14 protein-coding genes are annotated in these 11847 nt (G+C 39.7%); 7 read left to right on the top strand and 7 right to left on the bottom strand.

From position 1 onward, the window contains the following. Positions 1 to 10 precede the first annotated feature (10 nt). Positions 11 to 310 (top strand): YciI family protein, encoded by a 300-nt coding sequence (locus BN2458_RS02175; protein ID WP_034325565.1) that lies wholly within the window; start codon positions 11 to 13, stop codon positions 308 to 310. Positions 311 to 321: 11 nt separating this feature from the next. Here BN2458_RS02175 and BN2458_RS02170 read toward each other — a convergent pair whose 3' ends face one another. The 7 genes from BN2458_RS02170 to BN2458_RS02140 all read right to left on the bottom strand — a co-directional run bounded on the left by BN2458_RS02170 (position 322) and on the right by BN2458_RS02140 (position 6986). Next, positions 322 to 1104 (bottom strand): energy transducer TonB, encoded by a 783-nt coding sequence (locus BN2458_RS02170; RefSeq protein ID WP_034342867.1) that lies wholly within the window; start codon positions 1102 to 1104, stop codon positions 322 to 324. A 13-nt stretch (positions 1105 to 1117) separates the two neighbouring features. Beyond that, on the bottom strand, positions 1118 to 2032 hold the full coding sequence (locus BN2458_RS02165; RefSeq protein ID WP_138117620.1) for a flagellar biosynthetic protein FliO: 915 nt from the start codon (positions 2030 to 2032) through the stop codon (positions 1118 to 1120). Positions 2033 to 2048: 16 nt separating this feature from the next. Further along, positions 2049 to 2396, bottom strand: coding sequence for a flagellar motor switch protein FliN (gene fliN / locus BN2458_RS02160; RefSeq protein ID WP_034325561.1), 348 nt, complete (start codon positions 2394 to 2396; stop codon positions 2049 to 2051). 11 nt (positions 2397 to 2407) lie between these two features. Beyond that, entirely contained in the window at positions 2408 to 2812 is a 405-nt protein-coding gene (locus tag BN2458_RS02155; protein ID WP_034325559.1) for a chemotaxis protein CheX, read from the bottom strand. Between the two features lie 60 nt (positions 2813 to 2872). Further along, positions 2873 to 3535, bottom strand: a complete 663-nt coding sequence (nth, locus tag BN2458_RS02150; RefSeq protein ID WP_034342866.1) for an endonuclease III — start codon at positions 3533 to 3535, stop codon at positions 2873 to 2875. Between the two features lie 12 nt (positions 3536 to 3547). Then, positions 3548 to 3775, bottom strand: coding sequence for a FeoA family protein (locus tag BN2458_RS02145; RefSeq protein WP_034325554.1), 228 nt, complete (start codon positions 3773 to 3775; stop codon positions 3548 to 3550). Between the two features lie 169 nt (positions 3776 to 3944). Continuing rightward, on the bottom strand, positions 3945 to 6986 hold the full coding sequence (locus BN2458_RS02140) for a DUF3971 domain-containing protein (RefSeq protein WP_231944824.1): 3042 nt from the start codon (positions 6984 to 6986) through the stop codon (positions 3945 to 3947). On the opposite strand from BN2458_RS02140, the gene mltG reads away from it, so the two are divergent. The 6 genes from mltG to BN2458_RS02110 all read left to right on the top strand — a co-directional run bounded on the left by mltG (position 6934) and on the right by BN2458_RS02110 (position 11819). Continuing rightward, positions 6934 to 7863, top strand: coding sequence for an endolytic transglycosylase MltG (mltG, locus tag BN2458_RS02135; protein ID WP_173644075.1), 930 nt, complete (start codon positions 6934 to 6936; stop codon positions 7861 to 7863). The two genes, BN2458_RS02140 and mltG, sit on opposite strands and share 53 nt — an antisense overlap. A 127-nt stretch (positions 7864 to 7990) precedes the next feature. Next, on the top strand, positions 7991 to 8938 hold the full coding sequence (locus BN2458_RS02130; protein ID WP_034325548.1) for a malate dehydrogenase: 948 nt from the start codon (positions 7991 to 7993) through the stop codon (positions 8936 to 8938). Between the two features lie 46 nt (positions 8939 to 8984). After that, positions 8985 to 9296 carry a 4Fe-4S binding protein gene (locus BN2458_RS02125; RefSeq protein WP_034325546.1) on the top strand — a complete coding sequence of 104 codons (312 nt, stop codon included), beginning with the start codon at positions 8985 to 8987 and terminating at the stop codon, positions 9294 to 9296. Positions 9297 to 9305: 9 nt separating this feature from the next. Then, positions 9306 to 10430, top strand: coding sequence for a 2-oxoglutarate synthase subunit alpha (locus tag BN2458_RS02120; protein WP_034342862.1), 1125 nt, complete (start codon positions 9306 to 9308; stop codon positions 10428 to 10430). 1 nt (position 10431) lies between these two features. Further along, on the top strand, positions 10432 to 11265 hold the full coding sequence (locus BN2458_RS02115; RefSeq protein ID WP_034342860.1) for a 2-oxoglutarate ferredoxin oxidoreductase subunit beta: 834 nt from the start codon (positions 10432 to 10434) through the stop codon (positions 11263 to 11265). Further along, positions 11262 to 11819, top strand: coding sequence for a 2-oxoacid:acceptor oxidoreductase family protein (locus BN2458_RS02110; protein WP_034325539.1), 558 nt, complete (start codon positions 11262 to 11264; stop codon positions 11817 to 11819). Before BN2458_RS02115 ends, BN2458_RS02110 begins: the two co-directional genes overlap by 4 nt. Positions 11820 to 11847 lie beyond the last annotated feature (28 nt).

Raw genomic sequence — 11847 nt, 5'->3', positions numbered from 1 at the left:
GGAGAATTATATGGGAAATTTATTTGTCTGCCTCGTGCATTATACAAAACCACTTGAGGAAGTGCTCCAAAAGCTTGATGCTCATCGTGCTTATCTTAAAAAAGGTTATGATAAGGGGATTTTACTCGCCTCAGGCGCTAGAATCCCTAGAGATGGTGGCATTATTATTGGTAAATTTGCAAATAAAGATGAAGCTTTAAGCTTTTCTCAAGCCGACCCTTTTACACAGCATAATCTCGCACGATATGAGATTTTTGAGTTTGAGCCTATACTTCACGCACAAATACTTACAGATTTTTTAAAACAATAATTTTAAAATCTCTAATATCTATAATAAGAAATGCCATAGCTGACAAAAATACGAATTTTAGTTTTGCTTGTGGGGCGTGGATAATCTTTATAGGCAATTTCTATTGTGCGCTCACTATTGCGGTCAAGTAGCATATACTCCGATGAAAGAATAATCTTAAGTCCGCTAATATCGCCATTTGGGTGCAGATAAAACTCCACTGCGCTAATACCCTGTTGTCCTAGTCTTATCGCACTTGGTGGATATTGCAAATAACGTTGAGTAATGCGCCCAATATCTCTTAGATTATTAACCAAAAATTCCTGTTCAGCCAAACCATAATCGCCAAATTCCTCTCCATAAAGCTCCTCAATATCGCGCTGCGCGATTCTATCTACTGATTGGAATTTGCCTAGAGCCTTTATCTTACTATTGTGATTTTGCGCTTTCTTACCACTACCTGTGCCACCCTTACCCGCACTACTACCTTGATAAAGGCTTAGAGAGCTTAAATCAAAAGCATTGCTTTGCTGTATTTGTGGCGAGGTGGTAGGCGCAGGAGATGAGGCATTAGGGGATTTTGGCGATATAGGCAGCATAGGAGCTTGAGCGGGAGAGGAGTCGCCCTGCTCACCACCGCTTAAAATTTGGAATCCCGCCACTTTCATACGCATATCTTTTGATGTGCCTTTTTTAAACTGCATTGAATCAAAACGCACAAAAAGCAGCACACAAATCACAAGATGAATCACAAAGGATACAAAAAGCCATAGCCACAAGTGTGAGTTAGATTCTGTATATGTGCGTGAGGTCATTATCACTTACTGCTTATTGGGTATGAAGATACTTAGAAAGTCTCTCCTGCTTTTGCTCCAAAAGTTTGGCAAACTGATCATCAAAACGCAACTGCTCCTCTAATGTAATATTTTGTGGGATAGGATAGCGGTCAATCAATGTCGTGCTTGTCGCGCCTATCAAAATCAAATACCGATAACCATTAGATTCTAATGTCAAAATCTTATGCTTAGAATCAATGTCCTTTCGTGAGACAACCTCGATTTTTGTAGGGTCAAAAAGCTCTGGTTTTGTCTGCGAAATGGAGGCAAGATAGCTCTTAAATGGCTTTTTGCGCACCACATATCGCTTTACAATCCATAGCACAATCACCAAAAAAGCCATAACACCAAGAACAGCCATATATCGCCAAGTATCGATATTCATATCCTCTTTAAATGGGAGAACACTGCTTAATATATCGTTGCTTTGCGTGTTTTGCTCTATGGGTTTAGGCGTGGGAGCGGTGCTAGGAGGACTTGTGATAATATCAATATTTGGAATCTTATGCGGAGTTTGTAGCAGTATATCAATTTCACTTTGAGGAGGAGCTACTTTGATAAAAACAATCTTAAAAGCATAGGGTGCTTTACTCAACTGCACATCAATAATTTTCACATCACCCACGCCAATCACATACAGGCTTCCCTGCACATTAAAAACCTGCACTTCTTTGATAAAAAAACCGCTAAAGCTTTGATTACGCGCATTTGCTTGAAGTTGAGGGAAAACAACACCCTTGTAACCCTCCTGCATAGTGAGATGAGGAGACTTCTCATACACGCCACGCATATTTAAGATGACCTCTACCCTATCCACACCTTGCTTAATTTCAATGTCGCTAATCTCCACATCTGCATACAAAATGTGTGCTATGGCTAGACACACAAATATCACACGCCATTTCATAAACCATACCTATGTGCTATTCGCGTGTAAGATAATATACAATCGCATTAGAATCTAAAATTTCATTGATACGAATAGCAAGGTTGCGCTCATATACCATTACTTCGCCCTTACCAATCACGCGCTTATTGACAAAAATCTCTATGCTCTCCCCTGCTGGTTTGCCCAAATCAATGATAGAGCCTTTTTCAAAGCGCAAAATCTCGCCTAATGGAATCTTTGTATTACCAAGCTCTGCATTAAATAAAACATCCATATCCAAAAGCCCAGTATAGCTATTCATAATATCTTCAAGATATGTAGCAAGCTCTATATCCTTGGCTGAATGGATTCTTTGCTTATCTAAGATACTTTCTCCAGCCATTACAACTCCCTTTAATTGATGCGTCTCATATAGATACTACAATGCCCATTATCGAGCCTAAAATGCAATCCGTGGTCGTGATTTTTAATCAGCCTATGCCCCAAAAACTCCGGTGTAGAAATATCAAAACTCTTACCAAGCTCCTGTGCCATTACCTTTGCCCTACCCACGGTTAAATTTGCTAACTCTCTCGCCATATCCTCCAAGGCTTGTTCGGTAGGAGAGTGATCACCCAAAAAATCCCTACAAAAAATACGCAAGAATACTTTATCAAAAAGCAAAAACACATCATTACGTGTGCCAATCATACTAATTCTACTCAAATAACCTTTTTTCAATGGCATTATAGAATCTGTAGGCTTTTTATTAATACTCTTTTCAACAATATCAAAAAAACTACGATGAATAATATCCATTACAAACCACCTTTACTTTATTTTGCAAAATAAACCCCATATTATATAACATTTTTAGGTTCAAATAGGCTTGAAGTTGCATTTATTTTGACAAAATGCGCTAACAAAGCACTGCTCGCACATTGGTTTTAATGCCTTGCAAGTATAGCGACCAAAGAGCACAAATGCCTGATGAAGCGTGTCAAGCTGTGTTTTAAATATCTCTGTGAGTTCTTGCTCGGTTTGCTTTGCGCTTTTTGCACCACTTAACCCCAGACGATGAGATACGCGGAAAACGTGCGTATCCACCGCCATATAGTTTTGCTCCAAAAATTCTATCAGCACCACATTAGCTGTCTTTTGCCCCACACCTGCAAGTGTTTTAAGCTCCTCTTGTGTTGTAGGAATATTCCCATTAAAGTCTTTCACCACCTGCGTTGCCATTAATTTTAGATGTTTTGCCTTATTGTTAAAAAATGAAACAGATTTAATCAATTCTTTAATTTCTGCCTCATCAGCTGCTGCTAAACTCGCTACATCTGGAAAAGCTTTAAAAAGTGCGGGAGTTACGATATTGACGCGCTTATCAGTGCATTGGGCAGAGAGCATTACACACACAAGCAATTCATAAAGATTATGATAGACAAGCTCAGTTTTAGCATTTGCATAATGCTCCAAAAACAACGCTTTAATTACGGAAATATCCTTTTTTTTACATTTTTTGAATCTTGTTTTAGTCTCCATAAATACACTGCCTTAAAGTGGCTCAACGACAATCATCTTTGCCTCGCTATCACGCAAAGCTACTTGTGTGCCATCAATAAGCACCGCCACCGCCATACGCTTTATAGAGTGGCTCATCACTTGACACATCTTACCTTTGACAATACCAAAGGACATAAATCTATCCCTTAATGCCTCATCTTGTGTGCTGCTAGAGACTATCTTACACTTCTGCCCCACACTACAATCATAAAGTGTCATTTTTATCCTTTTTATGCGCCTATCATCAGCTAAGTTTCAAGTATATATACAAAAAATTTGCGAGATTGTATATCAAATAAAATAACACAATTTAAGATTGCTTTGCATTTTTATTACAGAATCTCGCCACAAACATTGACACATATCAACAAAGTGTGTATTTTAGAGACTATTTTGATTCTAAATCTTTCTCTTGCAGTGGCAGATTTGGCTCTCTTACAGAATCTGTAGAATCCCCTGTGGCACTATCTTTTGCGCTCGATTCTTTCCCCAAAGATTCAGAATCTTGTGCTTCATCTTGATATGAATCTATCTCCTCTGTATAGCTTTCTTTCGTAGGCTCTAAGCCTGCCTCAATTGTATTTGCTAACTTGCCTAGGAGACTATCCACCGGCTTTAGGATTCTACCCACCATTTCAAATGGGCTCGTCAAAATGTCCCCAATCACGCTTACTTCACTCTTTGGATTATCAAGTGTGCCTTTCATCACAATCCCTGTTGTGAATTTACCATCATCACCCAAAATCACATAGCCCACAAGCGGAATCTTATCTAGAATTGAAGTAAGCGTTTTAAGCGTGGAGGCTTTAAGCACAATATCAAGCTCTTTATTTTTAAGCGTGAGCAAACCCCCGCCCTCCACATCAATTGAACTTCCTATGAGATTGATATTTTCAAGCACCAAATAATCCTCATTGATGAGAAATTCTACCTTGCCTGTTTTTATCTCATAGCCATTCGCACCAAGCCCGGGTTTGCGGAAAGTAAGCAGTGCCGGGATTGTATCAATAAGTGCCAAAACATTTTGCACAATTGCCAAATCCCTATAAATTGTGTTTTGCATTGTGATTGCACCCTTTAGCGCACCATCATCATAAACGCCATTAAAGCTAAAAAGCCCTCCGCTAAAGATTTCTCTTTGCCATACGCGATTTAAAAACTTATTACTAAAGTTGCTTAGTCGCACAATTGCACGAGAATATGCCATATCCACATTTGCCACGCCATTACCATAGGTAACATCAGCGCGTATCATACCATCGCGTATAGACAAGGAGGCATTATCCGCAGGAATAATGTATCCACCTAAATGAAAGTCTATATTTCGCGCTTCAATGTAGGTAATATGCGGTGAAAGCTTGTTTTGACGCTCATACGCCCTTTTTGCCCTAATAAATTTCTCAAACTCCTCACGCTCTTTTGCGCTCAGCTTCTCTCCATTCTCATTTTTTTGATTAATTTGCGCCAAAACAGGCAAAGTGCTTGAAAATACCTCATCAATATACAAATCATAGCCATCTGCGATAACCTTAACGGTATTGCCCTCTTTAGTAAGCATAAATCTTTTATCTGTGGAGTTGATAAAAATACCCTTACTATCAATTTTTCCCTCTAGTTTCAAATGGCTTAGGATTTTAGAATTCTTATCATACAACGGGTAGCGCAAATCATTAATGTCTCCACTAAGATAAATCACATCAAAATCCTTGCTCCACACTTTAAGCATACCTTTTGATATGCCAAAATACTGCAAAATCGGTGAGTATGGATACACCTTTGCAATATCACTTACTTCAAACACACTCTCATCACCAAAGTGCATAGTGAGCCCAAAATCTGGTAGGACAATCATCTTTTGCTTACCCAAATCCCCAAAAATACTAATTTTATGCAAACGATTTTTATTGATTTTTAGAATCTCCTCGCTAAAGCCACGTTTAGATTCATCGTGTATGGCTTGAATGATACGTTTTGTCAGCTCATCGCTATCTTTTGGAATCTTCGGTAATGATACATTTTGAGAAAAGCTTTGTGAAGTCAGCGCGAATTTATTAATTAACAAATCCCCTTGCAACTTTGAATCTTGCAGATTCCATAGTATATTGAGCGTGCCTTGAATACTATTAGCGTAATCAACTTTTGTGTTAAGAATCTGCATATACGCGTTTTTGTCATTATGCGAAAAAACGAGCTGCAACTGCTGTGCTTCCAAACTTTGAGAGCCAAACTTGAGTATCGTTTTTGTGGCACTTATATTGCCATTAAGCCACACTTGCGTTTGGTCTTTTTGAGGCTTTATATCAATATCAAGCTTTACTTTTAGTGCAGAATCTGCACTCCTTATGGGGAGATTCACTCCATAGACTTGCAAAAGCTCGTTAAGCTCGTTATTGATATGTGTATTTTGCGAAGCAATGCTTACTTTCACGCCAAGGGGTTGGGTAAAAACATTGCTTATCACAACCTCTGAGCCTTCAAGGTCAATATTTGTAAAAGATGGCTCTTTAAACAAAAAGCGTAAATTTTCATCACGCATATACAAAATCACGCGCGTAGCTTCAATGGGCTTTAAATGTGGAGCGAGATAGACTTTAGGTGCCTCTATGGCCAAATCAAGTTCGAGCGTTTTTTGCAATTTTGCAAAAAAAAGCTTATCAAACGTGCTTTGAAATCGAAGAGAGTGGAGCTTTAGCACATCATAGCGTATATTTTTAAAAAGCCAATCATTGAGTGTTTTATTCTTGAGCTTAAGGATAAAGGGCTTAAAAGTATTAAGATTATACAAATGCGATGAGGACGCCTCTAAGTCAATCTTATAAAAATCAGTGATTGCGTGTATAAAGAGTGTGGGCTGCTCCATATCGCCTGTTGGCTCTTTTGGCGAAATACTCATATCTGCTTCAAGCGTCTTTTTTACCCCTTGATAAGCAAGTTTCCCTTGTATCTGCATACCAAGCGAGAGAATCTCGAGCTGCAAAATACGTAACTCTGTAACCTTGCTATTCTCCTCCACAATAAATTGTGCTAAAAGCTGCGGCGTCTTAATGCTGTATTCACTACCATCATAATGCACACTATACGCTAGATTGTCCTTTAAGGCAATATGCTCAATATCAAGCTTTTCAAAATACGAAATGACAAAAAGGAATTTTTTTATCCACCCTAAAATATCCTCTGCGCTCATTAAACCTTCATCGTCTTCTTGCACCCCTTCATCATCTTGCAATGCACTAAGATTGAGCGTATCAATGTGCAAAATCAACTTGTTATTTAATCTAAGATAGAATCCATCAATATGAATTTTACCAAAGCTCATACTTTGAGCGTAAATGCCGTTTGAAAGCACCTTATATCCCATAATGGAGAGTGTAAGCATAATGCCTAAGAAAATAACGATACTTGCGATACTTTTAGACTTAATTTTTCTCATTGCCATAACCATTCTATTTTATTTGCTCCAACCTGTGCAGACTGAACGCATACTGAATCTACCAAAAGGCTCTCTCAACAAGATTATAACATACTTAGACAATAATGGAACTTCGCTCAATAAGCTTGATAGCCTTTTTATACGTTTTTTAGGACAGCCCCAAAGTGGATTCATAGATATTAAAGCCGAAGTGTTACCTAAGGGAGCGTTTTTTAAGGCACTCGTTAGCTCAAAAGCCGCTACAAAAGATGTTACACTTATTCCGGGTGAGACGATGTATTATTTCATACGCATTTTAGCCCAAACTTTCTCTCTCTCAACAGAATCCTTGCAAGAGGCTTATGATAAGTATTTTCCATACCCTGATGGTGTAATTTTTCCCGATACTTATAGTTTGCCTATTGGCATCAATGAAGATGAGACAATGAATCTTCTCTATCAACTATCAATGCAAAAACACGAGCAAAATGCAAAACGACTCCTTGGCAAATATGATGAAAAAGAATGGTTTAAAAATGTAGCAATCGCCTCTGTGGTGCAAAAAGAAGCCGCAAACAATGAGGAAATGCCTATCGTGGCAGCCGTAGTATTTAATCGCTTAGAGAAAAATATGCCCCTACAAATGGACGGCTCACTAAATTATGGGCAATATTCACACAGCAAGGTAACACCAGAGAGGATAAGAAATGATGAAAGCCCTTATAACACTTATAAATACAAAGGTGTGCCTCCATATCCCGCCGGAAGCGTGAGCCTACAAGCCATTGAAGCAGTGCTTAAACCTGCTCAAGTGGATTATCTCTATTTCGTGCGAGATAGAGCCACAGGGACACATAAATTTAGCAAAACTTATGAAGAACATCGCAGTCATTTTTAATTTTATTTGCTTTTAAGTTAAATTGTTTCATAGTTAGCAAGTTAAAATTTTTGTTTAACTTTTGTAAGATTTTGACTTTGTAGTAACATTGCAAAAAGTAAATATGGCACAACTGATAAGGACAAAGATGTTTAATAAAATAGCCATCATAGGCGGTTCTGGGAATGTCGGCTCTCATATTGCGTTTTTAGGAGCGATGAGAGGCTTGGCAAAAGAGTTTCTCCTTTTTAGTATTGATTTGCCTCGCTGTAAGGGAGTTGGGCTTGATATTTCACAAGCTGCCGCGATTTTTAATATCCCTGTTTGTGTAAAAGGCTGCGAATCTTATGAGGATTTGAGAGAGAGTGAAGTGGTGGTAATTACAGCTGGATTCCCACGCACACCACAAATGACTCGCGATGATTTATTGCTCAAAAACGCGGAGATTGTGCAAGAAATCGCACAAAATGTCGCGAGAGTTGCCCCAAATGCGATACTCATCATCGTATCAAATCCGCTTGATAGTATGTGTCTTGTCGCAAAGCAATGGAGTGGATTCGAAAAACATCGCGTGATAGGTATGGCTGGCATACTCGATGGTGCTAGACTTGCCTATGAAAGCAAGGTTGTTTTGAATGATTTTACAAAACATATAGAATCTTGCGTGATAGGAGCGCATAGCGATGATATGCTGCCACTACTGCGCCATTGTGTATGCAATGACAAAACTTTGGCTGATGTGCTGGATTCACAAATGCAAAAAGAAGTGATAGCGCAAACAAAAGGTGGTGGGGCAAAGATTGTGGGCTACTATAAACAAGGAAGTGCGTATTTTGCTCCTGCGAGTGCGGTGGTAAGAATGCTTGAGTTAATTGATTCACCAAGTGATGATGTGCTCGTATGTAGCGTATATACAGAGGGTGAATACGATATGGAAAGCATTTATCTTGGACTTCCTATCAAACTTGGCAAAAAAGGAGTAAAACATATTGTAGAGCTAAAGTTAAACGATCAAGAGCGGGAAATGTTAAAAATCTCCGCACAGGGTATCAAAAAACAAGTTGAGATTCTTAAAAATAACAAATTGTTAGGATAGAGAATCTACCATACACTTAAGTTCAAACTAAAAGAAAGGAAGGGAAATGGGTATTAAAAAAGCACCGCAAAATGTGCCGGTATGGGTTGATGAGACGCGTTGCAAGGCGTGTGATGTATGTGTATCACTTTGTCCAAGTGGCGTTTTGGGTATGAGAAAAGATGAGCATAAGATTCTAGGCAAAATCATCTCTGTGGCATATCCAGAGAGTTGCATAGGCTGCAGAGAGTGCGAATTGCATTGTCCAGATTTTGCTATCTTTGTTGCCGATAAAGAGGAGTTTAAATTTGCCAAAGTCAGCAAAGAAGCACAAGAGAGAGCAGCAAAAATCAAAGAAAATAAATTTATGGTAGTGTAAGGAGAAAGTATGCGTGAGTTAATTACAGGAGGAAATGAGCTTGTCGCCTTGGCTGCGAGAGAGGCTGGTTGTCGTTTTTTTGGTGGGTATCCTATCACACCTTCGAGTGAAATTGCCCACGAAATGAGCGTGGAGTTACCAAAAATTGGTGGGAAATTTATCCAAATGGAAGATGAAATTAGCGGTATTGCTGTGGCTTTGGGTGCATCTATGAGCGGCACAAAGGCGATGACTGCTACTTCGGGTCCGGGGATTTCGCTCAAATCCGAGCAAATCGGCTATGGCTTTATGGCAGAGATTCCACTCGTGGTTGTTGATGTAATGCGCGGTGGTCCTTCTACGGGGCTTCCTACGCGTGTATCACAAGGCGATGTAAATCAAGCTAAATCGCCAAGCCACGGGGATTTTTGCTCTATTGCTATTGCAGTTGGAAATTTACAGGAAGCCTACACACAGACTATCCGTGCTTTCAATCTCGCCGAAAAATATATGACGCCTGTATTTTTGCTCCTTGATGAAACCATAGGACATATGCACGGCAAGACGCTTATTCCTGATTTTAAGGATATTGAGCCAACTATCTGCAATAGACGAGAGTTTAAAGGCGACCCTAAAGATTATGAGCCTTATGCAGTGCCACAAGATGAACCAGCCATTTTGAATCCATTCTTCAAGGGCTACAAATACCACATTACAGGGCTTCATCACAGCGGGAGCGGATTCCCAACTGAAGACGAAAAACTCTCGCAAGATCTCATTGATAGACTCTTTAACAAAATAGAATCTCGCGTTGATGATATTGTGGAGTACGAAGAATATATGCTTGATGATGCAGATATTGTTATCATCGCTTATGGTTCGGTATCACTCTCTGTAAAAGAAGCTATCCACTCTTTGCGTAAGCAAAATATCAAAGTCGGGCTTTTCCGCCCTATCACACTTTGGCCTAGCCCTGCAAAACAGCTTAAGGCTCTAGGCAAGAAGTTTAGCAAGATATTGATGATTGAGCTAAATAAGGGACAATACAGACAGGAGGTAGAGCACATTATGCAAAAAGACATTGCATTCCTTGGCAAAGCAAATGGTCGCAGTATCTCTCCAACAGAAATTATCACAAAAATCAAGGAGTTCTAAGATGGCTTTTAATTACGAAGAATATTTACGAATAAACAAAATGCCCACACTTTGGTGCTGGGGCTGTGGTGATGGCGTAATTCTAAAAAGCGTTATACGCGCTATTGATTCGCTTGGTTGGAATATGAATGATGTCTGTATCGTAAGCGGTATTGGCTGTTCTGGACGCTTTAGCTCGTATGTAAATTGCAACACAGTGCATACTACGCACGGGCGCACAATGGCGTATGCTACGGGTATCAAGCTTGCCAATCCGGATAAGAAGGTTATTGTTATTTCAGGCGATGGAGATTCAATGGCAATCGGTGGTAACCACACGATACACGCTTGTCGCCGCAATATTGATTTGAATCTTGTGATGATTAATAACTTCATCTATGGACTTACAAACTCCCAAACCTCGCCCACAACGCCAAAAGACTTTTGGACTGTTACGGCTCAATATGGCAATATAGACCCAAATTTTGATCCTTGCGAAATGGCAAGTGCTGCGGGGGCGACTTTTGTCGCTAGGGAAAGTGTGCTTTCTCCCAAAAAGCTTGAAAAAGTGCTTATGGAGGGATTCACGCATAAGGGCTTTAGTTTCTTTGATATTCATAGTAACTGCCATATCAATCTCGGGCGCAAAAACAAAATGGGTGAGGCAACTTCTATGCTTAAATGGATAGAATCTCGCCTTGTGTCAAAAACTAAATTTGATGCACTCTCACCAGAAGAACAAGTGGGTAAATTCCCCACAGGTGTGCTCAAACATCAAACTGACAAAATCGAATACACAGAGGCGTATGATGGCGTGATTGCTAAAGCTCAAGCTAAAGCAGGGGGTGCGAAATGATACATCAACTACGATTTACCGGTGTAGGCGGACAAGGTGTGCTTTTGGCAGGAGAGATTCTCGCTGAAGCGCAAATCAAAGATAAGGGCTATGGCGTAAAGGCGGCTACTTATACAAGCCAAGTGCGTGGAGGTCCTACAAAGGTGGATATATTGCTTAGTGATGAGGAGATTCTCTATCCTTATGCAAATGAGGGCGAAATTGAGTTTATGCTCTCTACTGCGCAGGTAAGCTATGATTCGTTTAAAAATGGCGTGAGAGAAGGAGGCGTGATTGTTGTCGAGCCAAACCTCGTGCGCCCAAGTGATGAGGACAGAAAAAAATTTAAAATTTATGAGATTCCTATCATCACAATCGCAAAAGAAGAGGTGGGAAATGTCGTAACACAATCGGTTGTGGCACTTGCCATTACAACTGCTTTTACAAAATGTGTAGATAGAGACCTTGTCTTTGAGACAATGATTGAAAAAGTCCCTGCTAAAGTGCAAGAAGCAAATAAAAAGGCGTTTGAGCTAGGCGAAAAATACGCCAAAATCGCACAAGAAAAAGCCTAGTTTTAGGCAAAGCTTAAAAGAGACACAA

It is taken from the genome of Helicobacter typhlonius (assembly GCF_001460635.1).
Classification (GTDB): Bacteria; Campylobacterota; Campylobacteria; order Campylobacterales; family Helicobacteraceae; genus Helicobacter_C; species Helicobacter_C typhlonius.
This window is presented reverse-complemented; position numbering and strand designations above follow the sequence as displayed.

Bases quoted from the DNA above. Each gene is read 5' to 3' on its own strand.
- BN2458_RS02130 (WP_034325548.1), top strand. From the start codon at position 7,991: ATGTTTAATAAAATAGCCATCATAGGCGGTTCTGGGAATGTCGGCTCT.
- BN2458_RS02145 (WP_034325554.1), bottom strand. From the start codon at position 3,775: ATGACACTTTATGATTGTAGTGTGGGGCAGAAGTGTAAGATAGTCTCT.
- BN2458_RS02165 (WP_138117620.1), bottom strand. From the start codon at position 2,032: ATGAAATGGCGTGTGATATTTGTGTGTCTAGCCATAGCACACATTTTG.
- BN2458_RS02155 (WP_034325559.1), bottom strand. From the start codon at position 2,812: ATGGATATTATTCATCGTAGTTTTTTTGATATTGTTGAAAAGAGTATT.
- BN2458_RS02175 (WP_034325565.1), top strand. From the start codon at position 11: ATGGGAAATTTATTTGTCTGCCTCGTGCATTATACAAAACCACTTGAG.
- BN2458_RS02115 (WP_034342860.1), top strand. From the start codon at position 10,432: ATGGCTTTTAATTACGAAGAATATTTACGAATAAACAAAATGCCCACA.
- BN2458_RS02110 (WP_034325539.1), top strand. From the start codon at position 11,262: ATGATACATCAACTACGATTTACCGGTGTAGGCGGACAAGGTGTGCTT.
- BN2458_RS02170 (WP_034342867.1), bottom strand. From the start codon at position 1,104: ATGACCTCACGCACATATACAGAATCTAACTCACACTTGTGGCTATGG.
- BN2458_RS02140 (WP_231944824.1), bottom strand. From the start codon at position 6,986: ATGAGAAAAATTAAGTCTAAAAGTATCGCAAGTATCGTTATTTTCTTA.
- mltG (WP_173644075.1), top strand. From the start codon at position 6,934: ATGCCTAAGAAAATAACGATACTTGCGATACTTTTAGACTTAATTTTT.
- BN2458_RS02125 (WP_034325546.1), top strand. From the start codon at position 8,985: ATGGGTATTAAAAAAGCACCGCAAAATGTGCCGGTATGGGTTGATGAG.
- fliN (WP_034325561.1), bottom strand. From the start codon at position 2,396: ATGGCTGGAGAAAGTATCTTAGATAAGCAAAGAATCCATTCAGCCAAG.
- nth (WP_034342866.1), bottom strand. From the start codon at position 3,535: ATGGAGACTAAAACAAGATTCAAAAAATGTAAAAAAAAGGATATTTCC.
- BN2458_RS02120 (WP_034342862.1), top strand. From the start codon at position 9,306: ATGCGTGAGTTAATTACAGGAGGAAATGAGCTTGTCGCCTTGGCTGCG.